This is a genomic window from Bradyrhizobium sp. Y36 (assembly GCF_002531575.1).
Lineage (GTDB): Bacteria > Pseudomonadota > Alphaproteobacteria > Rhizobiales > Xanthobacteraceae > Bradyrhizobium.
Genome location: NZ_NWTI01000007.1, coordinates 221,797 through 247,037 on the forward strand (window position 1 = coordinate 221,797; position 25,241 = coordinate 247,037).

Sequence of the window (25,241 nt, forward strand, 5' to 3'; positions counted from 1 at the left end):
AACGGCGGTTTGCCGCGATCGCTCAAATTGGAGGGACAGGCTTAGCGCCAGTCCCTGACGTCGACGAAGTGGCCTGCGATCGCCGCGGCTGCCGCCATTGCCGGCGACACCAGATGGGTGCGGCCCTTGAAACCCTGGCGGCCCTCGAAGTTGCGGTTCGAGGTCGAAGCGCAGCGCTCTTCCGGAGCCAGCTTGTCCGGGTTCATCGCAAGGCACATCGAGCAACCGGGCTCGCGCCATTCGAAGCCGGCCTTGATGAAGATCTTGTCGAGACCCTCGGCTTCGGCCTGCTCCTTCACGAGGCCGGAGCCCGGCACGACCATGGCGTTGACATGCGCTGAAACGGTCTTGCCTTCGGCGATCTTCGCGGCGGCGCGCAGATCCTCGATACGGCCATTGGTGCAGGAGCCGATGAAGATGCGGTCGACCTTGATGTCGGTGATCTTCGTGCCCGCGGTCAGGCCCATGTATTTCAGCGCGCGATGCTTGGAGAGACGCTTGGCCTCGTCCGCGATCTTGTCGGGGTCGGGCACGATGCCGGTCACCGAGATGACGTCTTCCGGGCTCGTGCCCCAGGTCACGATCGGCGGCAGCTTGGCCGCATCGAGGCGCAGCTCGTTGTCGAAATGCGCGCCCTCGTCGGAGCGCAGCTTTTCCCAGTAGCGCATCGCCGCGTCCCAGTCCGCGCCCTTCGGCGCCTTGGGGCGGCCACGCAGGAAGTCGAACGCCTTCTGGTCGGGCGCGACGAGGCCGGCGCGTGCGCCGCCTTCGATCGACATGTTGCAGACCGTCATGCGGCCTTCCATGCTGAGCGCGCTGATCGCGTCACCGGCGTATTCCAGCACGTAGCCGGTGCCGCCGGCAGTGCCGATCTCGCCGATGATGGCGAGGATGATGTCCTTGCCCGTCACGCCGTCCGGCAGCTTGCCGTCGACGGTGACGCGCATGTTCTTGGCCTTCTTCTGGATCAACGTCTGCGTTGCCAGAACGTGCTCGACTTCGCTCGTGCCGATGCCGTGCGCGAGCGCGCCGAACGCGCCATGCGTCGAGGTGTGGCTGTCACCGCAGACGATGGTGGTGCCGGGCAGCGTAAAACCCTGCTCGGGGCCGATGACGTGGACGACGCCCTGGCGCTTGTCGAACTCGTTGTAATATTCGATGCCGAATTCCTTGGCGTTCTCGGCCAGCGCCTTGATCTGCTCGATGCTCTCAGGATCGGGGTTCGGCTTGGTGCGGTCGGTGGTCGGCACGTTGTGGTCGACGACCGCCAGCGTCTTCTCGGGCGCGTGGACCTTGCGCCCGGTGGCGCGCAGGCCTTCGAACGCCTGCGGCGAGGTCACCTCGTGCACCAGATGGCGATCGATGTAGAGCAGGCAGGTGCCGTCCTCGGCTTCGTGCACCAGATGGTCGTTCCAGATCTTGTCGTACAGGGTGGTGGGCTTGGACATGAGCGTCAGCTCCGAAGAATGTGAGAAAGCGATAAGCGCGACTGGCGCGCGGGCAACAAAATCGTCAGCGCAGCTTTTAGGCTGCGCGAATAAGCTCTGACGTTGCCGAGGTCGCGAAGCGTCCGAAGAACCGGCCAGGCAACCGCGAGCGATCGTCGATGACGATGCGCTGGGGGGATACGAAGCTGGTCAGATCTGGAAACATTCCAAGAATATATAGCAGGCCGATTTGGAAGCGCGAGGGGTTTCAAGTGCCCGCTACGCGCACCATTCATGACCCTCGTTCTGAGGAGCGCGCTTTTGCGCGCTCCTCAGGGTGAGGAACTGGCACTGTACGCAGGGCACGAAGGCAAACAAAAAAGCGCGGAGCCGAGCCCCGCGCTTCTCGAAAACTCGCCTGATGGCGGAGCTTACTCGTTGACGGCCTTGGCGTGCTCAGTCTTCTCGACGATGCGGGCCGACTTGCCGCGGAGGCTGCGGAGGTAATAGAGCTTGGCGCGACGCACCTTGCCGCGGCGCACCACCTTGATCGAGTCGATCATCGGCGACATCACCGGGAACACGCGCTCCACGCCTTCGCCGTAGGAGATCTTGCGGACGGTGAAGCTCTCGTTGAGGCCACCGCCGGAACGGCCGATGCAAACGCCTTCGTAGGCCTGCACGCGGGTGCGGTCGCCTTCGACGACCTTCACGTTGACGATCACGGTGTCGCCGGGACCGAATTCGGGAATGTCCTTGCCGGCCGAGAGCTTGTCGAACTGCTCTTGCTCGAGCTGCTTGATCAGGTTCATGGGTAAATCTCCATCGGCGCGCCCAGCCGCAGATCGGGGGCTGCGCGAAATTCGTCTATCCAGCTATTGCGGATTTGGCCGCTCCTATACGGCAAGCCGGAGCGTTTGTCACCCGTCTGTCTTGTTTTTTGGCGTTTTTTGGCGTCCGGCCCGATTCGCCGGCTTGGGCGGGATTTGCGCCCATAAATCGGGCCGCCGGGCCTCCGTGAGGGCCTCGGACTGCGCCCGCCGCCAGGCGGCGACCTTGGCGTGATCGCCGGAGGTCAGGATCTCCGGGATCGGAACGCCTTCGAACAGCTGCGGGCGGGTGTATTGGGGGTACTCCAGAAGGCCATCGGAGAAGCTTTCCTCGGTTCCCGAGGCTTCCTTGCCCATCACCCCCGGCAGCAGCCGCACACAGGCGTCAATCAGGGCCAAAGCCGCGATTTCGCCCCCGGAGAGCACGTAATCGCCGATCGAGACCTCCTCCAGCCCTCGTCCGTCGATGACGCGCTGGTCGATGCCCTCGAAGCGCCCGCACACGATCAGGGGGCCGGGGCCCTGGGCCAGCTCCGTCACCCGCGCCTGGGTCAATGGCCGACCCCGGGGGCTCATCAGCAGGCGCGGCCGGTCGGATGCGGTCTCCGCCGCGTCGATGGCTGCCGCCAGCACGTCCGCCCGCAGCACCATGCCCGGGCCGCCGCCGGCCGGGGTGTCGTCGACGCTGCGATGGCGGTCGGTGGCGGAGGCCCGGATGTCCCGCGCCTCGATCTGCCAGAGCCCCGATGCCAGCGCCCGCCCGGCGAGGCTCACGCCGAGCGGCCCCGGAAACATCTCCGGAAACAGCGTCAGCACAGTCGCGCGCCAGGGTGAGGGATTGGTCATGGCCGCTGGTTAGGGCATTGCGGCCGAGAGGTCGAGGCCCCGCGCGAGACGGATCAGGTCCGCTGCGCGCCCGACAGATGCGAGGACAGCGCCAGCGCCAGCGGACAGATCGCGAGCGCCGTTGCGGCGGTTGCCGCCGTGGCCAATGCCGGGCCGAGCGCGTCGCCGAGAAAGCCGTAGAGCACCGGCGCGATCGCGCCCGAGCCGATCGTGCCGGTGTAGAACAGCGCGAAGGCGCGTTCGGTCCGGTGCGACGAGGTGAGCTCGGGCACCGTCCCATAGAGCACCGAGGACGTGCCGTTGAGCATGACCCCGAGCAGCGGCAGCACGATGATGGCCGGCGTGAGCGGCAGCATCAGGACGGCTGCGATCAGCAGCGCGGTGCCGCCTTCGGTGAGAAGCACGGTGCGGATCGTGCCGACGCGCTCGCCGAGCCAACCGCAGGTGAACTTGCCGGCGGCGCCGCCGATGAACAGCATCGCGAGCGCAACGCCGCTGGTCGGCAGCGAGGCACCCTTGTCGCGCAGCAGGAACGGCAGGAAGGTGAGAAAACCCATTCGCACCGCGCTGTCGAGAATCCCGATCGCGAGCAGCCAGGAGAAACCGCCACGGCCTGTGTGTTCGACTTGTGAGGGCGTCGCTTTACGCGTGGTGCCGGTGCCGACGGCGGGCATCAGCAGCGCGATTGCGACGGCGACGAGCAGGCCCGCGATCGCGAGCAGCAGCAAGGCGTGCCGCCACGACATCGCCACCAGCAGCATCGCAGTCAGCGCGGGGAGCATTGCCTTGCCGAGATCGCCGCTGAAATTGTAGATGCCGAGCGGTCCGCGCGCCGCCTTGCCATAGGCGCGCGCCACCGCGGCCGAGGCGAGCGGATGCTGCGTGCTCGAACCCGCACCGGACAGCAGCAGCGAAAGCCCAAGTCCCACGACGCCGCCGGACAGTCCGGCGCAGACATAGCCGAGCGCCGCCAGCGCCGTGCCGAGGGCAAGAAGGATCTTCCCGTCGATCCGCTCGGCGAGACGACCGACCGGGATTTGCAGGCCGGCCATCGCGCCGGAATACAGCCCCCGCATCACCGCCAGCAGCCCATAGCTGAGCGCGAACTCGGCCTGCCAGACCGGCAGCAGCACGTAGATCAGGTCGGTATAGCCGTCGTGCAGGGCGTGGTTGACGCCAGTTGCCGCGAGCGTGCGGCGGGGCTTGCTCAGTGTGCTTCCATCGGGTGCTGTTGTTTGCGATTGCGATAGAAAATTTGAAGGAAGGATTGCCAAGGCGCGAACCGGGATTCGTCGAAAGATAAGGTTGTGTAAGTGCTTCGCGGCTCACTATGCGGCCTTCAAGGAACTGTCACAAACCAGTAATAATCGCACCATGTGCTAGAAATTCTATCGTGTGCCCATGTTCGTTCCTCGCCGCAGCCTGCCGCCGCTGAATGCCGTCCGTGCCTTCGAGGCGGCCGCCCGGCTCGGTAGCTTCAAGGAAGCCGCCGTCGAGCTCGGCGTGACCCATGGGGCGATCAGTCAGCAGATCCGCTTGCTCGAGAGCTGGCTCGGGCCGCCCGCGCTGTTCCGCCGATCGGTGCGGCGTGTGGTGCTGACGCCAGCCGGCGCTGCGCTGCTCCAGGAGTTCGCTCCCGCGCTCGATCGCGTCTCGGCCGCTGTGCAGCAGCATCGCAAGCGCCGCGGCGAGGCGCCGGCCGCGGTGCTGCGCGTCAACGCGCTCGCGACCTTCAGCCTGCGCTGGCTGCTGCCGCGCATGACGAAGTTTCGCACGGAGCATCCCGATATCGAGGTGCGGCTGTCGACGTCGAACGATCAGGTGGACGCGTTGCCCGAGCTGTTCGACGTGGTGATCCGCGGCGGGCCCGACACCTTTCACGGCTTTGCGTCGCGCTTCCTGCTGTCGGAGCAGCGGCTGCCGGTGTGCAGTCCCGCGCTACTTGAAAAGATGCCGCTGAAAGACGTCGCGGATCTCAGCCGGCATACGCTGCTGCACGTCACCTCGATGCCGCGGCTGTGGCGCGACTGGTTGACCGATGCCGGCGAGTCGGCGCTGGAGGGCGCGGCATCGCTGACCTTCGATCATTTCTACCTGACGCTTCAGGCGGCGCTCGATGGTCTCGGCGTCGCGATGGGGCCGACGGCGCTGATCGCGGACGATCTCGCGGCGGGGCGCCTGGTGACGCCGTTTCCGGACATCAGCCTGCCGGCGCGCAGTTACTTTGCGTATTTTCCCGAAGGCCGCGACGACGATCCGCATCGCGCGGTGTTTTGCGATTGGCTGGAGCAGCAGGGACGAAAGACGGCGGGGCGGAGTTAGCGCTCCTCGCCTTCAATTTCCTGCGGCAGCGCGATCACGACGCGGCCACCTTTGAGGTCGACCTCGGGCACCACCGCATTCGAGAACGGCAGCAGCATCGTCGGTCCCTTCAGGGGGGCGATCTCGATGATGTCGCCGGCGCCGAAATTATGGATCGCGAGCACGCGGCCGAGCGCACCGCCGTCAGTGGTGACGGCGTCCAGCCCGATCAGGTCGGTGTGGTAATATTCGTCCTCGTCCGTCGCGGGCAGTTTTTCGCGCGCGACGTAGAGCTCGATGCCGTTGAGGCGTTCGGCCTCATCGCGGGTCGTGACGCCCTTGAATGTCGCGACCAGATGGTCCTTGGCCTCGCGGGCCTGGGCGACCTCGAACTGGCGCTTGCCGTCCTTGGACAGCAGCGCACCGTAGCGGCGCACGGCAAGCGGATCTTCCGTGAAAGTCCACAGCTTGACTGCACCGCGCACACCATGCGCGGCGCCGATCCGCGCGACGCAGACCAGCGCCGACATGATCTGGCCTTAGCCCTTCGCAGCGGCTTCGGCCTGCGCCTTGCGCTCCTTGCGCGGCACGGCCTTCTCGGGGTTGTTGCGCGCTTCGCGCTTCTTGACGCCGGCGGCATCGAGGAAGCGCGACACGCGATCCGACGGCTGCGCGCCCTTGGCGAGCCAGGCCTTCACCTTGTCCATGTCGAGCTTCAGGCGGGTCTCGTTATCCTTCGGCAGCAGCGGATTGAAATAGCCGAGACGCTCGATGAAGCGGCCATCGCGGGGGAAACGCGAGTCGGCGACGACGACGTGATAGACGGGACGCTTCTTGGTGCCTGCGCGGGCGAGGCGGATGACGACGGACATCTAGTTCTCCTTCAAAGTACGTTTTGTTCGGTTGATTGGTATTCCGCGTCACGCGAGACCGGTGCGATCCCGTCGCGACGAATTCCTCATTTCTTCTTGCCCGGGAAACCGCCGAGACCCGGCAGTGTCGGCTTGCCGCTCATCCCGGTCAGTCCGGGAAGGTTCGGCAGGCCGGTGCGAAGACCGGGCGGCAGATCCTTTGGCAGGTTCGGAAGGCCACCGCCGCCGCTCTGCATCTTCTCCTGCATCGCCTTCATCTCTTCCGGCGAGGGCATCTTCATGCCGCCGCCAAAGCCCATGGCTTGCGCAATGCCGGCGAGCGGGCCGCGCTTGCCCGAGCCCATGGCCTTCATCACGTCGGCCATGTTCCGGTGCATCTTGAGCAGCTTGTTGACGTGCTCGACGCTCTGGCCGCTGCCTGCCGCGATACGCTTCTTGCGGCTTGCCTTCAGCACATCAGGATGACGGCGCTCGTCGCGCGTCATGGAATCGATGATGGCGACCTGGCGCTTCAGGATCTTGTCGTCGATGCCGGCCGCCGCGATCTGGTTCTTCATCTTGGAGATGCCGGGCATCATGCCCATCAGGCCGCTGATGCCGCCCATGTTGGCCATCTGCAGCAGCTGCTCGCGCATGTCGTTGAGGTCGAACTGACCCTTGCGCATGCGCTCGGCGGTGCGGGCGGCCTTCTCGGCGTCGATATTGGCGGCAGCGCGCTCGACCAGCGAAACCACGTCGCCCATGCCGAGGATGCGGCCGGCGATACGGTCGGGATGGAAATCTTCCAGCGCGTCGGTCTTCTCACCGGTGCCGATCAGCTTGATCGGCTTGCCGGTGACCGCGCGCATCGACAGTGCGGCACCGCCGCGGCCGTCGCCGTCCACGCGGGTCAGCACGATGCCGGTGAGGCCGACGCGCTGATCGAACGCGCGCGCGAGGTTCACGGCGTCCTGGCCGGTGAGGCTGTCGGCGACCAGCAGCACTTCATGCGGGTTCGCTGCGGCTTTGATTGCCGCTGCTTCCGCCATCATCTCTTCGTCGAGCGTGGTGCGGCCGGCGGTGTCGAGCAGCACGATGTCGTAGCCGCCGAGCTTGCCGGCTTCCAGCGCGCGTTTTGCGATTTGCGGCGGCTGCTGGCCGGCGACGATCGGAAGCGTGGGAATGTCGAGGTCGCGGCCGAGCACGGCAAGCTGCTCCATCGCCGCCGGGCGATAGACGTCGAGCGAGGCCATCAGCACCTTGCGCTTGTCGCGCTGGACCAGGCGGCGGGCGAGCTTTGCGGTGGTGGTCGTCTTGCCCGAGCCCTGCAGACCGACCATCATGATCGGCACCGGCGGCACGGAATTGACGTCGATGCTCTGGCTTTCGGCGCCGAGCGTGTTGATCAGCTCGTCATGGACGATCTTGACGACCATCTGGCCGGGGGTGACCGACTTGACGACGGTGGCGCCGATCGCCTGCTCGCGGACGCGCTCGGTGAAGCTGCGGACCACCTCGAGGGCGACGTCGGCCTCCAGCAGCGCGCGGCGTACCTCGCGCATTGCGGCATCGACGTCCTTTTCGGTCAGCGCACCGCGCCCCGTCAGACGATCGAGAATTCCGCCAAGCCGTTCCGACAGATTGTCGAACAATGCCGTTGTCCCTTGTCCTGCTCGCGCAGGGTTGCCGCGTTCACCACTGTCATGACCCGGCCTTCGCGGGGGATGACCACTTCCTCGGCAAACGATCTTCCAAACACCTTTACGCCCGAGGGCGCACAGCGCTGTCGGGCGTTGACCTCCGGTCTCAAGGGCCGGTCGGCGGGTCGAAAAGAAAGCCTTTCCGAGAAAGTGGCGGGGTTAAACGCCGCTCCCACCCAAAAGTCAAGGAAAGTTAGGGCGCCGGGGTTCCTCCACCAGGGCAACACCTTGAAAATGCGAACTTTCCGGCGACGGGTTCCTTTTTGGGCGGCCCCGCCCATATAGCGGTGATGCCTTACCGCCCCGACCGTTCCTAGAAGCCCGCCCGTGCCGATCACCCGCCGCCGCGTTTTCGGACTGCTTGCCGGTGCCGGCGCGCTGGTCGGTGTTCCCTCCCTCTGGATGTCCAGCATGAAAACCTATGATGGCCCGGTCTCCGACCATTTCGACGGCCTGACCTTCTTCGATCCGGACGGCACGCCGCCAAAGTCGCTGCGCGAGGTGCTGCGCTGGCAGTTCGGCGGCAAGCGGCAGCGGGCGCAATGGCCGGATTGGGCCCCCAGCCCCCACGCGGACACCCCGCCGGAGCGGGTCGACGGCGACAAGGTGCGGCTCTCCTTCGTCGGCCACGCCAGCTGGCTGATCCAGGCCGGCGGACTCAACATCCTCGTCGATCCCGTCTGGTCGGAGCGGGTCTCGCCGGTCAGCTTTGCCGGCCCGAAGCGGCACAACGATCCCGGCATCGCGTTTGACAAGCTGCCTGACATCGACGTCGTGCTGGTCTCGCACGGCCATTACGACCATCTCGACATCGCGACCTTGTCGCGGCTTACGAAGAATTTCGCACCGCGCGTGGTCACCCCGCTCGGCAACGACGTGACGATGCGCAGCTCCGATCCCACCATCAAGGTCGAAGCCTTCGATTGGCACGACCGCGTCGAGCTCGGCGGCGGCATCGTCGCGCATCTGGTGCCGACCCGGCACTGGACCGCGCGCGGCGTGTTCGATCGCAACAAGGCGCTGTGGGCGAGTTTCGTTCTGGAGACGCCGGCGGGGAAAATCTACGTCGTCTGCGATTCCGGCTATGGCGATGGCCGGCATTTCCGCCGCGTCGCCGAGAGGCACGGCAAGCTGCGCCTCGCCATCCTGCCCATCGGCGCCTACGAGCCGCGCTGGTTCATGCGCGACCAGCACATGAACCCGGAAGACGCGGTGAAGGCGCTCGGCGATTGCGGCGCAGAACAAGCGCTCGGGCATCATCACGGCACGTTCCAGCTGACGGATGAGGCGATCGATGCGCCGGCAAAAGCGCTGGTCGAAGCGCTCGATGCGGCAAAGATTCCGCAGGAGAAGTTTGTGGCGATGAAGCCGGGGCAGGTGGTGGAGATCTAAGATCGTGTACCCATAAACCCGGCGTGATGCGACGAAAGCGATGTCCGCTTTGCTCTCATGGCGACAAGTGCGTGCGGCGCTGCGCCGTTGAACCAGAAAGCCCGTGACGCAACAAACCACCATGGATTTCTTTGGTCGGAAGACCTTGATTGATCGATGGATGGAGCCGGCCTGTGGGATTTTTGCTGAGAATTGTGCTTGCGACCGCTCTCGTGAACCTTGCTCCGGCCGTCGCCCAGGCGAATGACGCCGTCGCTTCTCCTGTCCTGCAGAAGGAATTCGATGGCTTCATCGAGAAGTTTCGCGCGGCGCTGAAGGCAAACGATTCCGCCGCCGTCGCCGGTATGACGCAATTGCCGTTCATGAACGACAAGGAAATTCGCGACGCCGCGCAATTTGGCGCCAAGACCTATCGGACCTCGTTCACGCCGAAGAACCGCGCGTGCATCCAGCGCGGCAAGGCCCGCTACGAGCGGGAGGAAGGCAATACTGACACTTACTCCATCTTCTGCTATGAGGACATCTTCGTCTTTACCAAGACGAAGGCGGGCTTCCTTTTTACGGATATCAGCGTGAATGATTGATCGGGAGCTGATGGAGATTTAGGTCTCGCGGTGCATCTAGCCCGTGCTCCGGACGCAGCGCAGCGCTACTTCAGCGGTGCGCTGCAGAGCCGGGGCCCATGCAGCCGCGATGTGCCGTGTAGGATTCTGGGTCCCGGCTCTGCGCAGCAGCGTTTCACGCTGCAGCGCGTCCGGGACACGAGACTTACTGTTCCTTCGCCTTGATCGCCCAGCTCACATTGACCGTCACCGACAGCGTCTCCTCGCCCGGCGCAACCGCGGCCTGCGGTGCGACGGCCATCGGTGCGGCCATGCGGCCCTTGAACAGCGGCACAGGCGCGCCGCCCTCGGAGACGCTGAGCGGGGCGCCAAGCGTAACGCCGGTGGCCTTGGCGTAGATCTCGGCCTTGCGGCGCGCATCGGCCACCGCCTGCTCGCGCGCATCGTCGAGCAGTTTCGAGGCCTGCGTTACCTCGAAGGAGATGTTGCCGATGTCGTTGGCGCCGGCGCTGACCAGCGTGTCGATGATGCCGGCGACCTTGGTCACGTCGCGGATCTTCACGGTGACGCGGTTGCTGGCGCGGAAGCCGACCACCGGGGACGCGCCGGTGGATTTGTTCTGGCCGTATTGCGGCTGCAACGACAGGCGCGAGGTCTGGTAATCCTTTTCGGCGATGCCGGCGCCCTTCAGCGCCAGCAGCACCTTGCCCATCGCGGCGTTGTTGGCATCGGAGGCTTCCTTCGCCGACTTGGCGTCGTTGGCGACGCCGGCGTCGATCTGCGCCAGATCAGGCGCCGCGGAGATCGTGGCTTCGCCGCTCACCGAAATGGCGGAGACGACATCGTCGGCAAACGCGGTTGCCGGCAGCGTGGCGGCAAGAACGGCGGCAAGGGAGGCAACAAGTACGGCAGGCTTTTTCATCAGTCTCACTTCAGCGGTACGAAAACGTTGATCACGAGCTTGTCCTCGGCGGTCTTCAGAGGATCGGTGAGGTATTCCTCGATGAAGGTGTCCTTGGCCTCCAGCCTCTTGTCGTCGAGGTGATTGGTGATGGCCTCATAGGTGTTGTCCATGTTGTCGTAGGAGCCGCGATGGACGAATTTCAGCACCTTGCCCTCTGGCGACTTGCCGATGCTCATGTCCTTGGACAAGTTCTTGGGATCCTGCTCGACCGGGATCTCGGCAAGGAAGGTGAAGCCGGTGTCGTCCGTCGAGGTGTAGACGATCATGGCATTGCCGGCATGCTTGATGCCCTGCTTGTCCAGGAGCGTGTTCAGCGCCTTGAAGGCGTCGATCAGCGTGTCGAAGGCCGAGTCCCAGTTCGCGGTGCCCTTGACCATCACGACCTTCTTGGCCTCGAGCGTGGTCTCGAGGCCAAACGGATCGGCGGTCTGCACCGGGGCAGGGGTTGCGGCGGCGGCCGGTGGCGGCGCTGTCGGGCTCGGCGAGGCGCTGGCGGCGGGCGCAGGTGAATTTGTCGGGGCCGGCGACGCGCTGGCCGCGGGCGACGGAGCGGGTGAGGGTGTGGCTGCAGGTGCGGGCGAGGCACTCGCCGCCGGGGAGGGGGAGGCCGACGGGGCCGGCGAGGGACTTGCCGAGGCGGCCGGTGCGGGGCTCGGGGTCTGCGCCAGAACCTTGGGCAGGCTGAGCGACAAGGCCGCTGCGGGAATCAGCGCAGCCAGAGCGAGACGACGAAACCTGAACATTTTGTTTTATTCTCCCCAAGGCCTTGGTCGCCAAGGCCTTAACCACCAAGGCCTTAACCACCACGGCCAATCCGCGTTGCGCCCGGCCGCACATCCCGCTTCGCGCCAACTTTCGCCGTTCTAACACGCGAGCGCCAAATTCGTCCCATGACAGATGCGTCATGGCAGGCCTCTTGGCGGCTTGCCGGCGCCCGGCGGCAAAACACTGGCCAAGCCGGCAAGGATCGCCATATAAGACAGGCGAAATTCGGGAATTTTCATGAGCGCGCTGGCCAATCACGCATTTGCCAAGATGAACGGCATCGGCAACGAGATCGTCGTTGTCGACATGCGCGACTCCACGGCAAAGGTGACGCCGGACGACGCCCGCGCGGTGGCGTCCGCGAACGGCGGCGTGGCTTACGACCAGCTGATGGTGCTGCAGAAGCCACGGCTCGACGGCACCGAGGCCTTCATCCGGATCTACAACAATGACGGCTCGGAGGCCGGCGCCTGCGGCAACGGAATGCGCTGCGTCGTGCGGCGCATCTTCGAGAAGAACGGGCAGACCAATGCGACGTTCGAGACCGCTGCCGGCCTGCTCAATGCCTGGCAGGGCCCGGCGCCCGATCTCTACACGGTCGACATGGGCATGCCGAAGTTCGGCTGGCAGGACATTCCGCTGGCGGAGGAGTTCCGCGACACCCGCTACATCGAATTGCAGATCGGGCCGATCGACAATCCGATCCTGCATTCGCCCTCCGTGGTCAGCATGGGCAATCCGCATGCGATCTTCTGGGTCGATGACGTCAACGCCTATGATCTCGAGCGTTTCGGTCCCTTGCTCGAAAACCATCCGATCTTCCCGGAGCGCGCCAACATCACGCTCGCCCATATCGTCGATGACAAGCACATCACCATCCGCACCTGGGAGCGCGGTGCCGGCCTGACCAAGGCCTGCGGCTCGGCCGCCTGCGCCACGGCGGTCGCCGCGGCGCGGCTGAAGCGGGCCGAGCGCAGCGTGGAGATCACGCTGCCCGGCGGCAAGCTCGGCATCGAATGGCGCGAGCGCGACGACCACGTGCTGATGACGGGCACGGCGACCTTCGAATATGAGGGCAAGTTCGATCCGGCGCTGTTCGCGCCGGCCGCCTGATGGCCGTCGACATCGTCACCTTCGGCTGCCGCCTCAACGCTTTCGAGGCCGAGGTGATCCGCCGCGAGGCGGAAGCTGCGGGGCTCGAAGACACCATCGTCATCAACAGCTGTGCCGTCACCAACGAGGCGGTGGCGCAGGCGCGGCAATCGATCCGCAAATTGAAGCGCGAGCGCCCCGAGGCGCGCATCATCGTCACCGGCTGCGCGGCGCAGACGCAGAGCGGCATGTTCGCTGACATGGCCGAGGTCGACCGCGTCGTCGGCAATGACGACAAGATGCGCAGCCAGGCCTGGCGCGAGACGCGCGATGCGTTCGATCTCGGCGTCAGCGAGAAGATCGCCGTCAGCGACATCATGGCCGTGACGGAGATGGCGCCCCATCTCGTCGACGGCTATGCGCGCGGCCTGCCGCGCGTGTTCGTGCAGGTGCAGAACGGCTGCGACCATCGCTGCACCTTCTGCATCATTCCGTTCGGCCGCGGCAATTCGCGCTCGGTGCCGATGGGCGCGGTGGTCGAGCAGGTGCGGATGCTGGCCGAGCGCGGCCATGCCGAGATCGTGCTGACCGGCGTCGACCTCACCAGCTACGGCGCTGACCTGCCGGGCGCGCCAAAACTCGGCATGCTGACGAAGCAGATTTTGCGGCACGTGCCGGAGCTGAAGCGCCTGCGCATCTCTTCGATCGATTCGATCGAGGCGGATGACGATCTGCTCGATGCCGTCGCGGCTGATGCGCGGCTGATGCCGCATCTGCACCTGTCGCTGCAATCCGGCGACGACTTGATCCTGAAGCGCATGAAACGCCGGCATTCGCGGCAGGATGCGATCGCCTTCTGCGACCAGGTCCGCCGGCTGCGTCCCGACGTCGTCTTCGGTGCCGACATCATCGCGGGCTTCCCGACCGAGACGGACGAGATGTTCTCGCGCTCGCTCGATCTTGTCGCGGAATGCGGCCTGACATTCCTGCACGTCTTCCCTTATTCGCCGCGCCCCGGCACGCCGGCGGCAAAGATGCCGCAAGTCGCTGGCGGTGCGATCAAGGAGCGCGCGAAGCGGCTGCGCGCGGCAGGTGAAGCGGCCTTGCGCCAGCGGCTGCAAGCCGAGATCGGCGCCACGCGCGAGGTATTGATCGAGAGCGAAGGCCAGGGGCGGACCGAGCACTATCTGCCGGTAGCGATTGCGGGCGAGCGCGTGGGCAGCGTGGTGCGGCGGGTGATTGCCGGCAGCGATGGTGAGCGGCTCACAACGTAGGCAGTGTCGTCGCCCGGCTTGACCGGGCGACCCAGTACGCCGCGGCTTCTCGATTCAATCTCTGGCGACTCTGGAATACTGGATCACCCGCTTTCGCGGGTGATGACAGCGTCAATCGTGGCAATCGCCAACGCCTCAATCGCCCCGCTACAACGCCCTGACCTGCCAGAACCGCAGCGTGCGCTTGGCATTCTCCGCCGTCATGCGTGCGTAATGTCCTTGCGCTCTTTCAAGGTCTGCCGGCTTCATCGCGCCGGTCGCAAAGCGGCATTCGAGCACGGCGGCTGTCGTTTCCCAGCTGAGCTGCGCCGCCTTGCAGGGCACCAGGAGGCCGTCCTCGCGCAGGCTCTGCATCAGCGGCCGAATCACCTCGACGGTGGAGCCGGACAAGGCCGCGAGGGCCGCGGCAGTCTCTTCATAGCGCCGCTGCTTGGCAAAGCCTGACAGCGTCGCTTCGCTGAGCTGGCCGGTGGCCTTGAGACCGGCGATGGCGCGCTTGGCGCCCTCGAAATCGCGGACACCCGACATCTCGCGGTCGACACCGGCGGTGACGGCGGCGATCGCGCTCTGAATTTCCTCGAACAGATGCGGCGGCGCGCGCGACAACAGGCGGGTGCGCACGGCATCGCTCGCCGAGCGCAGCAACCGGCGGCGCAGCTCCGCGGGCAGGTCGACACGGACGCCGACGCTCACGGCCAGCTCGGGATCCGCCTCGGCCTGGGCGACCATGACGGAAAATCCGTTTCCGGAGACGCGCGCGCCGGGATTGGCGGCGAGCCTGCGGCTGACGCTGGGATAGCGGCGCGCCAGCAAAGCGTCGGTGACGATCTCCTTCAGCCACCAGCGGCCGGCGATCGCAAGCAGATGCGGCTCGCCCTTGGCTGAGGCGATTTTCACCAGTTCGCCGTCGTCGAGGCGGGCCGATTCCTGCAGCACGGGGCCGGCAATGCGGATCTCGTCATTGCTGGCAAGGCGGCGGATCACGGAGGGCGGCGCCTGCGCGACCGGCGCCAGTTGCGCGCTGATCTCGGCGAGCGCGATGCGTGCGCCCATGTCGGCCAGCGCACGCAGCTCGATGGTCCCGATCAGGCGATCGAGCACCTCGTCGAACAGCGCGATCTGCTCGTCGTCGAAACTGCCGGCGGAGGAGAGGAACAGATTGGTGACGCGCCGGGCCGTTGCCAGGCCCTTTTCCGGCGAGCCGGTGCGAATCGCGGATTCGACCTCGTCGATGATCGATAGCCCGGCCGTGGACATGACGCGTGCTCGTCCTGAGCGGTTACAGAAGCTTGTTCTAAGCAACCGCAATCATTACGGACGAGCACTGAACGTTTCGTAAACCATGGGACGGGGCGCGGTCGCTTCGGCGAGGTGCCGCTGCACCCGAGCTGCGCTTGCCCCGCAGCGGCTATTCACCATTCCACCCACAAGCCCTGAGCTTCTCGTGCATATGCGGTGGGGCGGGCGCCACGACGCGGACCGGCTCCTTGTTCCGGGAGATCGGCACCACGATCTCGCGGGAATGCAGATGCAGCTTCGGCTCGCCGAAGCGCGGGCCGTTGCCGTAAATGTTATCGCCGTAGATCGGCCAGCCCGTGGCCGACGAATGCACCCGCAATTGATGGGTCCGGCCGGTCACCGGTTCCATGGCAAGCCAGGTGAAGCCGTCGCCCCGGCCCATCACTTTCCAGTTGGTGATCGCCGTCTGGCCTTCCGGGTCCGGCTTCTGCCACCAGCCGCGCTCGGCATTGAGTCGTCCCAGCGGCATGTCGATGGTGCCTTCGTCCTCGGCGGGGCCGCCCTCGACCACGGTCCAGTAGGTCTTTCCGATCTTGCCATGCTTGAACAGCAGGCCGAGCGAGGCGGTCGCCTTGCGATGGCGGCCGAGCACGAGGCAACCGGAGGTGTCCTTGTCCAGCCGGTGGGCCAGCACCGGCGGCCGCGGCAGGCCGAAGCACAGCGCCTGGAAGGAATCTTCCAGATTGGGACCGCCTTTGGGACCGCGATGCACCGGCAGGCCGGCCGGCTTGTCGATGATCAGCATCAGGCCGTCGCGGTGGAGCACGCGTGCCTGGATCTCCTCGGCGGTCAATTGGGGAACATCGAGCAATTGCAAGACTTTCGGTCAAGACTTTCGTTTGGGGGCGGGAACGGCTAACACACCCCCGCCATGAACGATACCACGTCAGATCCCCCCAAGCTGAGCTGGTGGCGCCGCCTGTCCAACGGGCTGAAGCGCACCTCGTCCTCGCTCGGGACCGCGGTCGCCGACCTCGTCACCAAGCGCAAGCTCGACCGCGCCATGCTCGACGACATCGAGGATGTGCTGCTGCGCGCCGACCTCGGCACGTCAGTTGCGGTGCGGATCGCGGATGCGGTCGGCACCGGGCGCTATGACAAGGCGATCTCTGCGGACGAGGTCAAGGACGTCGTCGCCACCGAGGTCGAGAAGGTGCTGGCGCCGGTGGCCAAGCCGCTCGTGATCGACGCGGCGAAAAAGCCGTTCGTCATTCTCGTCGTCGGCGTCAACGGCTCCGGCAAGACCACCACCATCGGCAAGCTCTCGCAGAAATTCGCATCGGAAGGCCGCAAGGTGATGCTGGCCGCCGGCGACACGTTTCGCGCAGCAGCGATCGAGCAATTGAAGGTCTGGGGCGAGCGGACGAAGACGCCGGTGATCGCGGGCGCGCAGGGCTCGGATTCGGCGAGCCTCGCCTTCAACGCGCTGACCGCGGCGAAGGAGCAGAATGTCGACGTGCTGCTGATCGACACCGCCGGCAGGTTGCAGAACAAGGCCGAGCTGATGAACGAGCTCGAAAAGGTGGTGCGCGTCATCCGCAAGGTGGACGACACGGCGCCGCATGCCGTGCTGCTGGTGCTGGATGCGACCGTCGGCCAGAACGCCCTGTCGCAGGTCGAGGCTTTCCATCGCACGGCGGGGGTCACCGGCCTCGTGATGACCAAGCTCGACGGCACCGCGCGCGGCGGCATCCTGGTGGCGCTCGCTGAAAAATTCAAACTGCCGGTGCACTTCATCGGCGTCGGCGAAGGCGTCGACGATCTCGCGCCATTCACCGCGCGCGACTTCGCCCGCGCCATCGCCGGAATCGAATCGTAGGTTTCTTTTGTCATGCCCCGCGTAGGCGGGGCATCCAGTACGCCGCGCCGCCAGCTATCGATCGAGACGCCTCGGAATACTGGATCACCCGCCTTCGCGGGTGATGACAGCAACAAAGGTCAGGTAATGGACAAGACCCAGCCGCATCCGCTGTTCAAGCTCGCGACCGAACTCGGTCCGCTGCTCGTGTTCTTCTTCGTCAACGCGAAGTTCAATCTGTTCGCGGCGACCGGCGCCTTCATGGTCGCGATCGTCGTGGCGATGGTCGCTTCCTACGCGGTGACGCGCCACATCCCGATCATGGCGATCGTGACGGGCGTGATCGTGCTGGTGTTCGGCACGCTGACCCTGGTGCTGCACGACGAGACCTTCATCAAGGTCAAGCCCACCATCATCTACGGCCTCTTCGCCGCGATCCTCGGCGGCGGCCTCCTGTTCGGCCGCTCCTTCATCGCCGTGATGTTCGACCAGGTGTTCAATCTGACGCCGCAGGGCTGGCGCATTCTCACGCTGCGCTGGGCACTGTTCTTCGCCGGCATGGCGGTGCTGAACGAGATCATCTGGCGCACGCAAAGCACGGACTTCTGGGTGAATTTCAAGGTGTTCGGCGTGACCCCGCTGACCATGATCTTCGCCATTGCGCAGATGCCCCTGACCAAGCGATACCACATCGAGCCGGTCTCGCTGGAGACCAGCGAGGCCGAGGCGGGGGATGTGAGCAAGGGGTGAGGGCCTCTCCGCGCGATGTGGGCGGAGGCGGCACCACACATTCAACTGTCATCGCCCGGCTTGGCCGGGCGATCCAGTATTCCAGAGACAGTTGAGATGCAGAGAGGCCGCGGCGTACTGGATGCCCCGGTCAAGCCGGGGCATGACAGCGGTGCTTGTGGCTGGCTTGCTCACCCCCAATGACGGCGGCTACTTCAGCGCCTTCTCCATCTGCGGCAACAAGATCTTCTGCAGATTGTCCGGCGTGATCGGGCCGACCAGCTTGTAGACGATGGTGCCCTCGCGGCCGACGATGAAGGTTTCCGGCACGCCGTAGACGCCCCATTCGATCGAGGCGCGGCCGTTGGCATCCACGCCGACGCGGCCGAACGGATTGCCGTAACGGCCGAGGAAGCGCCGCGCATTGTCCGCGGCGTCCTTGTAATTGATGCCGACCAGCTGGAAGCGCGTGTCCTTGGCGAGCTCGGTCAGGAGCGGCGCCTCGTCGTGGCAGGGCACGCACCAGGAGGCCCAGACATTGACCAGGCTGACCTTGCCCTTGAACGCGGCGGGGTCGAGGCCCGGCACCTGCGCATTGTCTGCCTGCAATCCCTCCAGCGGCGGCAGCGCGGTCGGCGGCGCGGGACGACCGATCAGCGCGGAGGGAATCCGCGAGATATCGCCGCTGCCGAGCCGGAACCAGAACAGGAGCGCCAGTCCGATGAAGGCGATCAGCGGCAGCACCATCAGGAAGGTGCGGCGCTGCGGCGGTGCGGAGGTCGATTGATCGCTCATGACGCGTCCATGGCGCTGCGGCCGGAGCGGCGGGTGATGCCGCGCTCCTCCAGCTCGCGCAGGCGCTGCGTCTGGTTGCGATAGTCCAGCGCAATCCAGCCGATCAGGATCGCCACCACGAGGGCGGCTGCGGCATAGGACGTCACGATGAAGGATGCATAAGGACCGAGCGACATGATCATGCGGCCCCAACTTCCTTCGACGCGTTCTGTCCGCGCGAGGTGGCGCCCATCTCGCTCGAGAACGCCACGCGGCTCGCCTGCATCATCTGCAAGGAGCGGACACGGCGGCGCAGAATCTCGTTGCGCATCGCGGCCAGATGCAGCGTGACGAACAGCAGCGTGAAGGCGATCGCCATCACCAGCAGCGGAATCAGGAATGATTTGTCGAGCGCCGATCCGCCCATGCGCATCACCGAAGCCGGCTGGTGCAGCGTGTTCCACCAGTCGACCGAGAACTTGATGATCGGCAAATTGAGCGCACCGACCAGGGTCAGCACGGCGGCAGCGCGGGCGGCGCGCGAGGGATCGTCGACCGCGCGCCACAGCGCCATCAGGCCGAGATACATCAAGAACAGGATCAGCACCGAGGTCAGGCGGGCGTCCCATTCCCAATAGGTGCCCCACATCGGCCGGCCCCACAGCGAACCCGTGAGCAGTGCGAGGAAAGTGAAGGCGGCGCCGATCGGAGCTGCGGCCTTGGCGGCGACGTCGGCGAGCGGATGCCGCCACACCAGCGTGCCCAGCGAAGCGATGCTCATCACGCCCCAGACGAACATCGACAGCCAGGCATTGGGCACGTGGATGAACATGATCTTCACGGTCGCGCCCTGCTGGTAGTCGTCGGGCGCCAGCGCGGTTTGATAGAGACCGATCGCAAGCAGCAGGACGGTCGCGGCCGCAAGCCACGGCAGGACCCGCGCTGTCAGCGCGAGGAACCGCGTGGGGTTGGCGAGGTCGATCAGTGTCATGGTACCCTGATAATCATCGATGGCCGCTCAGGCAATCAGCACGAAAGCGAGGGACGAAAGTTGATCGGGGTCAACATCAATCGAGCCCAGTTCAGTCGAGACCATGCCGCAGGCTCGCTGCGGCTGCGAAGGGCCCGATCACGAGGCTGACCAGGGACAGCGCGCACAGGATCGAGAACGGCGCGCCGAACGTCATCGGGCCGACGATCACGGCCTGCGAGGCTGCAACCCCGAAAATCAGCACGGGAATCGACAGCGGCAGCACCAGCACTGCCATCAAAAGTCCGCCGCGGTGCAGCGTCACCGCCAGCGCCGCGCCGATCATGCCGGTGAAGGTCAGCGCCGGGGTGCCCGCCAGCAGCGTCAGCGCCACCGCCCCGGTCGCGACCATGTCGAGGTTGAGCAAGAGGCCAAGCACGGGGGTTGCGACAATCAGCGGCAGGCCGGCCGCCAGCCAATGCGCCAGCGCCTTGGCGGCGCAGGCGAGTTCCAGCGGCGTCCGGCTCATGGTGATCAGGTCGAGCGAGCCGTCCTCATGGTCGGCCATGAACAGCCGGTCGAGGGTGAGCAGGCTCGCCAGCAGCGCGCCGAGCCAGAGAATGGCCGGCCCCAGCCGCGACAGCAGGGCCAGATCCGGGCCGACCGCGAACGGCATCAGGACCACCACGGTCAGGAAGAACAGCACCCCGATCAGCGCCCCGCCGCCGACGCGGAGTGCGATCCGGATGTCCCGGCGGATCAGGGCGGAGAGGGCGGTCATGGGGGGCTTCCAGTGGTGATTGGAGCGTCGGCTATCAGCCCCGCACATACTGCGCTCCCTCCCCCCTTGTGGGGGAGGGTTGGGGAGGCGGGCAGCCCCGGGCGAGATGCTTTTGAGAGACGAGCTGCCAGCAGCCGAGTGCCTGCTTTCCGAACGCTAGGACCGATAAAGCGCGCCGTGTGGCACCCCCCTCCCTGTCCCTCCCCCACAAGGGGGGAGGGACCGGAAAGGCCGAGGGCCAGCCGCTCGGAAAGCTGAGGGTCGATGCGAATCATGCCACGCCCCCGATCCGCAGCTCTCGCGAATCGATCCCGAGCGGGGCGTGGGTCGCCGCGATGATCATGCCGCCGCGCGACAGGTGCTCGCACATCAGGCCGGCGAACATGTCCTGGCCGGCCACGTCAAGCGCATTGGTCGGCTCGTCCAGCAGCCAGACCGGGCGGCGGACGGTCAGCAGGCGCGCCAGCGACAGCCGGCGGCGCTGGCCGGCCGACAGGAAGCCCGCGGGCAGGTGGGTGGCGTGCTCCAGCCCCACCGTGGCGAGGCTCTCGGTGAAGTCCAAACGCTCGCCGCCGAGAAAATCGGCCCAGAATGTCAGGTTTTCGGCCACGCTGAGGGCCGGCTTCAGGGCATCGCGATGGCCGAGATAGTGGCACTGCTCGGGCAGCGTCAGCTCGGCATCGCCGCCTTCCAGCGCAATCTTGCCTCCCGCCGGCACCAGCAGGCCCGCGATCAGCCGCAGCAGCGAGGTTTTGCCCGATCCGTTGCGGCCGACGACCGCCACGGCCTCGCCGGAGACGGCCGCGAAATCGAGCCCGGCAAACACCTGGCGGCCGCCGCGCACGCAGATGAGGTCGTGTCCGGACAGCTGCATCTCGCCTCGTTTCAAGTCACTCAAAACCAGGCCTCAGGAAAACTTGGGGTAGCGCATGGGAATTTTTGGCTCGCGGTTGCTGCGGCACGATTGTGGCTGTGGCGGCGCGGTTAGAAAGCTTCTATAAGCCCGGAACTACTTGATGCAGCAACTCAACCTGCCCCTGCAAGCAGCCCAGCCTGATACGCTGACGGTGTTAAGATACCCCGCCGGGTATAACTAACAATTGGGATTTCCTACATGACCTCGCTCGACAGCTTCAAATGCAAAAAGACCCTCAAGGTCGGCGCCAAGACCTATGTCTATTACAGCCTGCCCACGGCCGAGAAGAATGGTCTGAAGGGAATTTCCAAACTTCCCTATTCGATGAAGGTCCTGCTCGAGAACCTGCTGCGCAACGAGGACGGCCGTTCGGTCAAGAAAGAGGACATCGTCGCCGTCTCCAAATGGCTGCGCAAGAAGTCGCTGGAGCATGAGATCGCCTTCCGCCCGGCGCGCGTGCTGATGCAGGACTTCACCGGCGTGCCCGCGGTGGTCGACCTCGCCGCGATGCGCAACGCGATGCAGAAGCTCGGCGGCGATGCCGAGAAGATCAATCCGCTGGTGCCGGTCGACCTCGTCATCGACCACTCCGTGATCGTGAACTTCTTCGGCGACAACAAGGCCTTCGGCAAGAACGTCGCCGAGGAGTACAAGCAGAACCAGGAGCGCTACGAGTTCCTGAAGTGGGGCCAGAAGGCGTTCTCGAACTTCTCCGTCGTGCCGCCCGGCACCGGCATCTGCCACCAGGTCAATCTCGAATATCTCTCCCAGACGGTCTGGACCAAGAAGGAGAAGATGACGGTCGGCAAGAAGACCGGCACCTTCGAGGTCGCCTATCCTGACTCGCTCGTCGGCACCGATTCCCACACCACCATGGTCAATGGTCTCGCCGTGCTCGGCTGGGGCGTCGGCGGCATCGAGGCGGAAGCCTGCATGCTCGGCCAGCCGCTGTCGATGCTGCTGCCCAACGTCGTCGGCTTCAAGCTGAAGGGCGCGATGAAGGAAGGCGTCACCGCGACCGACCTCGTGCTGACCGTGACGCAGATGCTGCGCAAGCTCGGCGTGGTCGGCAAGTTCGTCGAGTTCTTCGGCCCCGGCCTCGACCATCTCTCGGTCGCCGACAAGGCGACCATCGCCAACATGGCGCCGGAATATGGCGCGACCTGCGGCTTCTTCCCGGTCGACGCCGCCGCGATCGACTATCTCAAGACCTCCGGCCGTGCGGCGCCGCGCGTTGCGCTGGTGCAGGCCTATGCGAAGGCGCAGGGCCTGTTCCGCACCGCCAAGTCGGCCGATCCGGTGTTCACGGAAACGCTGACGCTCGACCTCGCCGACGTCGTGCCCTCGATGGCCGGTCCGAAGCGTCCCGAGGGCCGCATCGCGCTGCCGTCGGTCGCCGAAGGCTTCTCGCTCGCGCTCAGCAGCGAGTACAAGAAGTCCGAGGAGCCCAACAAGCGCTTCGCCGTCGAAGGCAAGAACTTCGAGATCGGCCATGGCGACGTCGTGATCGCCGCCATCACGTCCTGCACCAACACCTCGAATCCCAGCGTGCTGATCGGCGCCGGCCTCTTGGCCCGCAACGCCGCGGCGAAGGGCCTGAAGGCGAAGCCGTGGGTGAAGACCTCGCTCGCCCCGGGCAGCCAGGTCGTCGCCGGCTATCTCGCCGATTCCGGCCTGCAGAAGGATCTCGACAAGGTCGGCTTCAACCTGGTCGGCTTCGGCTGCACCACCTGCATCGGCAATTCCGGTCCGCTGCCGGAGGAGATCTCGAAGTCGATCAACGAGAACGGCATCGTCGCCGCCGCCGTGCTCTCGGGTAACCGCAACTTCGAAGGCCGCGTCTCGCCGGACGTGCAGGCGAACTATCTCGCCTCGCCGCCGCTGGTCGTCGCCCACGCGCTCGCCGGCAGCGTCACCAAGAACCTCGCCGTCGAGCCGATCGGCGAAGGCAAGGACGGCAAGCCGGTGTACCTGAAGGACATCTGGCCGACGACGAAGGAAATCAACGCCTTCATGAAGAAGTTCGTGACCTCGGCGATCTTCAAGAAGAAGTATGCCGACGTGTTCAAGGGCGACACCAACTGGCGCAAGATCAAGACGGTCGAGAGCGAGACCTATCGCTGGAACATGTCTTCGACCTACGTGCAGAACCCGCCTTATTTCGACGGCATGAAGAAGGAGCCGGAGCCGGTCACCGACATCGTCGAGGCGCGCATCCTCGCCATGTTCGGCGACAAGATCACCACCGACCACATCTCGCCGGCCGGTTCGATCAAGCTCACCTCGCCCGCGGGCAAGTATCTCAGCGAGCACCAGGTGCGTCCCGCCGACTTCAACCAGTACGGCACGCGCCGCGGCAACCATGAAGTGATGATGCGCGGCACCTTCGCCAACATCCGCATCAAGAACTTCATGCTCAAGGGCGCCGACGGCAACATCCCCGAGGGCGGTCTCACCAAGCACTGGCCCGACGGCGAGCAGATGTCGATCTACGACGCCGCGATGAAGTACCAGCAGGAGCAGGTGCCGCTGGTGGTGTTCGCCGGCGCCGAATACGGCAACGGCTCCTCGCGCGACTGGGCGGCCAAGGGCACCCGTCTGCTCGGCGTGCGCGCCGTGATCTGCCAGAGCTTCGAGCGCATCCATCGCTCCAACCTGGTCGGTATGGGCGTGCTGCCGCTGACCTTCGAGGACGGCACGTCCTGGTCGTCGCTCGGCCTGAAGGGAGACGAGAAGGTCACGCTGCGCGGCCTCCAAGGCGACCTCAAGCCCCGCCAGAAGCTGACCGCGGAAATCGTCTCGGGCGACGGTTCGTTGCAGCGCGTTTCGCTGCTCTGCCGCATCGATACGCTGGACGAGCTCGACTACTACCGCAACGGCGGTATCCTGCACTACGTGCTGCGCAAGCTCGCGGCCTAAGCGCGAATTTGTGAACGGTGGCTCACCGCGACGTGAGTAGAAGGTTAAACGAAGGCGGCCTATCACAAGGTCGCCTTCGTGCGTATGTGGCATGTTCTAGATGGGCCCGCCCGGCGGAAAACGTCCCTTTGGATGGCCTGGACGGTTGAGCATGCTGCGCCCCGTAAGACTACGGTGACCATCCGGCGATAAGATCCCCTTCCCACGAGCAATGGTGTGCGGCGTTCGACATGACAACAATGACGGCTTCCCATCCGGTTTCACGTTGGTCCAGTGCCCTCTGGTCGGGCGCTCTCGGCATCTGTGCGATCGTCGCTGTCATTCGTCCTGCCGAGGCTGATCCCCGCGCCGTGGTCGAACTGTTCACCTCGCAAGGCTGCTCCTCCTGCCCGCCCGCCGACAAGATCATCGGCGATCTCTCCAAGGATCCCTCGGTCATCGCCCTGAGCATGCCGATCGATTATTGGGACTATCTCGGCTGGAAGGACACGCTGGCGGATTCGCGTTTCTCTGCACGGCAGCGCGCCTATTCGCGCATGCGCGGCGACCGTGAGGTCTACACGCCGCAGGTCGTGGTCAACGGCTCCACCCATGTCATCGGCAGCGATCGCGCCGGCATCGAGAGCGCGATCGGCAAGACCGACCAGGGCGGGGGCGTGATGAGCGTGCCGGTGACGATGTCGCTCGCCGGCAAGCAGATCAACGTGTCGGTCGCCGCAAGCAAGGAGCCGGCCGTCTCGCATGGCGAGGTCTGGATCTGCTCGATCGCCAAGTCGGTCCCGATCGCAATCACCCGCGGCGAGAATCGCGGACAGCAGGTCACCTATCATAACGTGGTGCGCAATCTGCTGAAGGTCGGTGACTGGACGGGCCGTTCGGAAAGCTGGACGGTGCCGATCGAGAATCTCACGCGCGACGGCGTCGACGGCGCGGTGGTCTATGTCCAGGACGGCAGCCGCGAGCGACCGGGCCCGATGCTCGGTGCCGCCTACACGTCGCTGCACTGATTCGAATTGCTCCTGAGCGTCGCACGCTGCTCTCAAGCCTCAG

At 65.5% G+C, this 25,241-nt stretch carries 26 protein-coding genes; 9 read left to right on the top strand and 17 right to left on the bottom strand.

All coding sequences use genetic code 11. The features are described from left to right. Positions 1 to 41: 41 nt before the first annotated feature. The 4 genes from leuC to CO669_RS15345 all read right to left on the bottom strand — a co-directional run bounded on the left by leuC (position 42) and on the right by CO669_RS15345 (position 4,377). Positions 42 to 1,448, bottom strand: coding sequence for a 3-isopropylmalate dehydratase large subunit (gene leuC, locus CO669_RS15330; RefSeq protein ID WP_028139250.1), 1,407 nt, complete (start codon positions 1,446 to 1,448; stop codon positions 42 to 44). A 410-nt stretch (positions 1,449 to 1,858) separates the two neighbouring features. Further along, a complete protein-coding gene (gene rplS / locus CO669_RS15335; protein WP_097660627.1) occupies positions 1,859 to 2,239 on the bottom strand; it encodes a 50S ribosomal protein L19 in 381 nt (126 codons plus the stop codon). A 108-nt stretch (positions 2,240 to 2,347) separates the two neighbouring features. Beyond that, the gene (gene trmD, locus CO669_RS15340) at positions 2,348 to 3,103 is read right to left on the bottom strand and encodes a tRNA (guanosine(37)-N1)-methyltransferase TrmD (RefSeq protein WP_097660628.1); all 756 of its coding nucleotides are present in this window, start codon (positions 3,101 to 3,103) and stop codon (positions 2,348 to 2,350) included. 53 nt (positions 3,104 to 3,156) lie between these two features. Continuing rightward, positions 3,157 to 4,377, bottom strand: a complete 1,221-nt coding sequence (locus CO669_RS15345; RefSeq protein WP_097660629.1) for an MFS transporter — start codon at positions 4,375 to 4,377, stop codon at positions 3,157 to 3,159. A 127-nt stretch (positions 4,378 to 4,504) separates the two neighbouring features. On the opposite strand from CO669_RS15345, the gene gcvA reads away from it, so the two are divergent. Next, entirely contained in the window at positions 4,505 to 5,425 is a 921-nt protein-coding gene (gene gcvA, locus CO669_RS15350; protein WP_198964030.1) for a transcriptional regulator GcvA, read from the top strand. Here gcvA and rimM read toward each other — a convergent pair. The 4 genes from rimM to CO669_RS35965 all read right to left on the bottom strand — a co-directional run bounded on the left by rimM (position 5,422) and on the right by CO669_RS35965 (position 8,368). Then, the gene (gene rimM, locus CO669_RS15355; RefSeq protein ID WP_097660631.1) at positions 5,422 to 5,934 is read right to left on the bottom strand and encodes a ribosome maturation factor RimM; all 513 of its coding nucleotides are present in this window, start codon (positions 5,932 to 5,934) and stop codon (positions 5,422 to 5,424) included. The genes gcvA and rimM overlap by 4 nt on opposite strands. Before the next feature lie 9 nt (positions 5,935 to 5,943). Continuing rightward, positions 5,944 to 6,276, bottom strand: coding sequence for a 30S ribosomal protein S16 (rpsP, locus tag CO669_RS15360; RefSeq protein WP_014438992.1), 333 nt, complete (start codon positions 6,274 to 6,276; stop codon positions 5,944 to 5,946). 86 nt (positions 6,277 to 6,362) lie between these two features. After that, positions 6,363 to 7,907 carry a signal recognition particle protein gene (ffh, locus tag CO669_RS15365; protein WP_097660632.1) on the bottom strand — a complete coding sequence of 515 codons (1,545 nt, stop codon included), beginning with the start codon at positions 7,905 to 7,907 and terminating at the stop codon, positions 6,363 to 6,365. Next, positions 7,859 to 8,368, bottom strand: a complete 510-nt coding sequence (locus CO669_RS35965) for a hypothetical protein (RefSeq protein WP_198964045.1) — start codon at positions 8,366 to 8,368, stop codon at positions 7,859 to 7,861. The genes ffh and CO669_RS35965 overlap by 49 nt, the downstream gene beginning before the upstream one ends. Between CO669_RS35965 and CO669_RS15370 the strand changes: the two genes are divergently transcribed. Both CO669_RS15370 and CO669_RS15375 read left to right on the top strand, forming a co-directional pair. Then, a complete protein-coding gene (locus CO669_RS15370; protein ID WP_198964031.1) occupies positions 8,283 to 9,347 on the top strand; it encodes an MBL fold metallo-hydrolase in 1,065 nt (354 codons plus the stop codon). The genes CO669_RS35965 and CO669_RS15370 overlap by 86 nt on opposite strands. 173 nt (positions 9,348 to 9,520) lie before the next feature. Then, on the top strand, positions 9,521 to 9,931 hold the full coding sequence (locus tag CO669_RS15375) for a hypothetical protein (protein ID WP_245444317.1): 411 nt from the start codon (positions 9,521 to 9,523) through the stop codon (positions 9,929 to 9,931). A gap of 184 nt (positions 9,932 to 10,115) precedes the next feature. Here the strand turns inward: CO669_RS15375 and CO669_RS15380 are convergent, their stop codons facing one another. Together CO669_RS15380 and CO669_RS15385 are read right to left on the bottom strand one after the other, a co-directional pair. Continuing rightward, positions 10,116 to 10,832: an SIMPL domain-containing protein gene (locus tag CO669_RS15380; RefSeq protein ID WP_198964032.1), complete on the bottom strand. Its 717-nt coding sequence runs from the start codon at positions 10,830 to 10,832 to the stop codon at positions 10,116 to 10,118. A 5-nt stretch (positions 10,833 to 10,837) separates the two neighbouring features. Then, on the bottom strand, positions 10,838 to 11,617 hold the full coding sequence (locus CO669_RS15385; RefSeq protein ID WP_097660634.1) for a GyrI-like domain-containing protein: 780 nt from the start codon (positions 11,615 to 11,617) through the stop codon (positions 10,838 to 10,840). Positions 11,618 to 11,876: 259 nt separating this feature from the next. Between CO669_RS15385 and dapF the strand changes: the two genes are divergently transcribed. Continuing rightward, positions 11,877 to 12,752 carry a diaminopimelate epimerase gene (gene dapF / locus CO669_RS15390; RefSeq protein WP_097660635.1) on the top strand — a complete coding sequence of 292 codons (876 nt, stop codon included), beginning with the start codon at positions 11,877 to 11,879 and terminating at the stop codon, positions 12,750 to 12,752. Beyond that, positions 12,752 to 14,005, top strand: coding sequence for a tRNA (N(6)-L-threonylcarbamoyladenosine(37)-C(2))-methylthiotransferase MtaB (mtaB, locus tag CO669_RS15395; RefSeq protein WP_097660636.1), 1,254 nt, complete (start codon positions 12,752 to 12,754; stop codon positions 14,003 to 14,005). Before dapF ends, mtaB begins: the two co-directional genes overlap by 1 nt. Positions 14,006 to 14,152: 147 nt before the next feature. On the opposite strand, the gene CO669_RS15400 is transcribed toward mtaB, so the two are convergent. Both CO669_RS15400 and CO669_RS15405 read right to left on the bottom strand, forming a co-directional pair. Then, the gene (locus CO669_RS15400; RefSeq protein ID WP_097660637.1) at positions 14,153 to 15,262 is read right to left on the bottom strand and encodes a DUF2336 domain-containing protein; all 1,110 of its coding nucleotides are present in this window, start codon (positions 15,260 to 15,262) and stop codon (positions 14,153 to 14,155) included. A 151-nt stretch (positions 15,263 to 15,413) separates the two neighbouring features. Continuing rightward, positions 15,414 to 16,115, bottom strand: a complete 702-nt coding sequence (locus tag CO669_RS15405) for an RluA family pseudouridine synthase (RefSeq protein WP_198964044.1) — start codon at positions 16,113 to 16,115, stop codon at positions 15,414 to 15,416. Positions 16,116 to 16,175: 60 nt separating this feature from the next. Between CO669_RS15405 and ftsY the strand changes: the two genes are divergently transcribed. Both ftsY and CO669_RS15415 read left to right on the top strand, forming a co-directional pair. Beyond that, positions 16,176 to 17,123, top strand: coding sequence for a signal recognition particle-docking protein FtsY (gene ftsY / locus CO669_RS15410; RefSeq protein WP_097660638.1), 948 nt, complete (start codon positions 16,176 to 16,178; stop codon positions 17,121 to 17,123). Positions 17,124 to 17,249: 126 nt separating this feature from the next. Then, complete coding sequence (locus tag CO669_RS15415) at positions 17,250 to 17,852, top strand: septation protein A (RefSeq protein WP_097660639.1); 603 nt, start codon at positions 17,250 to 17,252, stop codon at positions 17,850 to 17,852. Between the two features lie 189 nt (positions 17,853 to 18,041). Here CO669_RS15415 and CO669_RS15420 read toward each other — a convergent pair whose 3' ends face one another. From CO669_RS15420 to ccmA, 5 genes are all read right to left on the bottom strand, one after another. Beyond that, positions 18,042 to 18,626 carry a DsbE family thiol:disulfide interchange protein gene (locus tag CO669_RS15420; protein ID WP_097660640.1) on the bottom strand — a complete coding sequence of 195 codons (585 nt, stop codon included), beginning with the start codon at positions 18,624 to 18,626 and terminating at the stop codon, positions 18,042 to 18,044. Continuing rightward, positions 18,623 to 18,808 carry a heme exporter protein CcmD gene (ccmD, locus tag CO669_RS15425; RefSeq protein ID WP_097660641.1) on the bottom strand — a complete coding sequence of 62 codons (186 nt, stop codon included), beginning with the start codon at positions 18,806 to 18,808 and terminating at the stop codon, positions 18,623 to 18,625. The genes CO669_RS15420 and ccmD overlap by 4 nt, the downstream gene beginning before the upstream one ends. Beyond that, positions 18,805 to 19,596, bottom strand: coding sequence for a heme ABC transporter permease (locus tag CO669_RS15430; protein WP_097660642.1), 792 nt, complete (start codon positions 19,594 to 19,596; stop codon positions 18,805 to 18,807). The genes ccmD and CO669_RS15430 overlap by 4 nt, the downstream gene beginning before the upstream one ends. 91 nt (positions 19,597 to 19,687) lie before the next feature. After that, positions 19,688 to 20,356 (bottom strand): heme exporter protein CcmB, encoded by a 669-nt coding sequence (gene ccmB / locus CO669_RS15435; RefSeq protein WP_028150494.1) that lies wholly within the window; start codon positions 20,354 to 20,356, stop codon positions 19,688 to 19,690. A 271-nt stretch (positions 20,357 to 20,627) separates the two neighbouring features. Next, on the bottom strand, positions 20,628 to 21,230 hold the full coding sequence (gene ccmA / locus CO669_RS15440) for a heme ABC exporter ATP-binding protein CcmA (RefSeq protein ID WP_097660643.1): 603 nt from the start codon (positions 21,228 to 21,230) through the stop codon (positions 20,628 to 20,630). A 240-nt stretch (positions 21,231 to 21,470) separates the two neighbouring features. Here ccmA and acnA point away from each other — a divergent pair, with 240 nt between their 5' ends. Both acnA and CO669_RS15450 read left to right on the top strand, forming a co-directional pair. Further along, on the top strand, positions 21,471 to 24,191 hold the full coding sequence (acnA, locus tag CO669_RS15445; protein ID WP_097660644.1) for an aconitate hydratase AcnA: 2,721 nt from the start codon (positions 21,471 to 21,473) through the stop codon (positions 24,189 to 24,191). Positions 24,192 to 24,421: 230 nt separating this feature from the next. Then, positions 24,422 to 25,198, top strand: a complete 777-nt coding sequence (locus CO669_RS15450) for a DUF1223 domain-containing protein (RefSeq protein ID WP_097660645.1) — start codon at positions 24,422 to 24,424, stop codon at positions 25,196 to 25,198. Positions 25,199 to 25,241 lie beyond the last annotated feature (43 nt).

What these genes read in the sequence shown, in the direction of transcription:
- leuC (WP_028139250.1), bottom strand. Translation starts at nt 1,448, where the DNA reads ATGTCCAAGCCCACCACCCTGTACGACAAGATCTGGAACGACCATCTG.
- rplS (WP_097660627.1), bottom strand. Translation starts at nt 2,239, where the DNA reads ATGAACCTGATCAAGCAGCTCGAGCAAGAGCAGTTCGACAAGCTCTCG.
- trmD (WP_097660628.1), bottom strand. Translation starts at nt 3,103, where the DNA reads ATGACCAATCCCTCACCCTGGCGCGCGACTGTGCTGACGCTGTTTCCG.
- gcvA (WP_198964030.1), top strand. Translation starts at nt 4,505, where the DNA reads ATGTTCGTTCCTCGCCGCAGCCTGCCGCCGCTGAATGCCGTCCGTGCC.
- rimM (WP_097660631.1), bottom strand. Translation starts at nt 5,934, where the DNA reads ATGTCGGCGCTGGTCTGCGTCGCGCGGATCGGCGCCGCGCATGGTGTG.
- rpsP (WP_014438992.1), bottom strand. Translation starts at nt 6,276, where the DNA reads ATGTCCGTCGTCATCCGCCTCGCCCGCGCAGGCACCAAGAAGCGTCCC.
- CO669_RS35965 (WP_198964045.1), bottom strand. Translation starts at nt 8,368, where the DNA reads ATGCTGGACATCCAGAGGGAGGGAACACCGACCAGCGCGCCGGCACCG.
- CO669_RS15380 (WP_198964032.1), bottom strand. Translation starts at nt 10,832, where the DNA reads ATGAAAAAGCCTGCCGTACTTGTTGCCTCCCTTGCCGCCGTTCTTGCC.
- CO669_RS15385 (WP_097660634.1), bottom strand. Translation starts at nt 11,617, where the DNA reads ATGTTCAGGTTTCGTCGTCTCGCTCTGGCTGCGCTGATTCCCGCAGCG.
- dapF (WP_097660635.1), top strand. Translation starts at nt 11,877, where the DNA reads ATGAGCGCGCTGGCCAATCACGCATTTGCCAAGATGAACGGCATCGGC.
- mtaB (WP_097660636.1), top strand. Translation starts at nt 12,752, where the DNA reads ATGGCCGTCGACATCGTCACCTTCGGCTGCCGCCTCAACGCTTTCGAG.
- CO669_RS15400 (WP_097660637.1), bottom strand. Translation starts at nt 15,262, where the DNA reads ATGTCCACGGCCGGGCTATCGATCATCGACGAGGTCGAATCCGCGATT.
- ftsY (WP_097660638.1), top strand. Translation starts at nt 16,176, where the DNA reads ATGAACGATACCACGTCAGATCCCCCCAAGCTGAGCTGGTGGCGCCGC.
- CO669_RS15415 (WP_097660639.1), top strand. Translation starts at nt 17,250, where the DNA reads ATGGACAAGACCCAGCCGCATCCGCTGTTCAAGCTCGCGACCGAACTC.
- CO669_RS15420 (WP_097660640.1), bottom strand. Translation starts at nt 18,626, where the DNA reads ATGAGCGATCAATCGACCTCCGCACCGCCGCAGCGCCGCACCTTCCTG.
- ccmD (WP_097660641.1), bottom strand. Translation starts at nt 18,808, where the DNA reads ATGATCATGTCGCTCGGTCCTTATGCATCCTTCATCGTGACGTCCTAT.
- CO669_RS15430 (WP_097660642.1), bottom strand. Translation starts at nt 19,596, where the DNA reads ATGACACTGATCGACCTCGCCAACCCCACGCGGTTCCTCGCGCTGACA.
- ccmB (WP_028150494.1), bottom strand. Translation starts at nt 20,356, where the DNA reads ATGACCGCCCTCTCCGCCCTGATCCGCCGGGACATCCGGATCGCACTC.
- ccmA (WP_097660643.1), bottom strand. Translation starts at nt 21,230, where the DNA reads ATGCAGCTGTCCGGACACGACCTCATCTGCGTGCGCGGCGGCCGCCAG.
- acnA (WP_097660644.1), top strand. Translation starts at nt 21,471, where the DNA reads ATGACCTCGCTCGACAGCTTCAAATGCAAAAAGACCCTCAAGGTCGGC.
- CO669_RS15450 (WP_097660645.1), top strand. Translation starts at nt 24,422, where the DNA reads ATGACAACAATGACGGCTTCCCATCCGGTTTCACGTTGGTCCAGTGCC.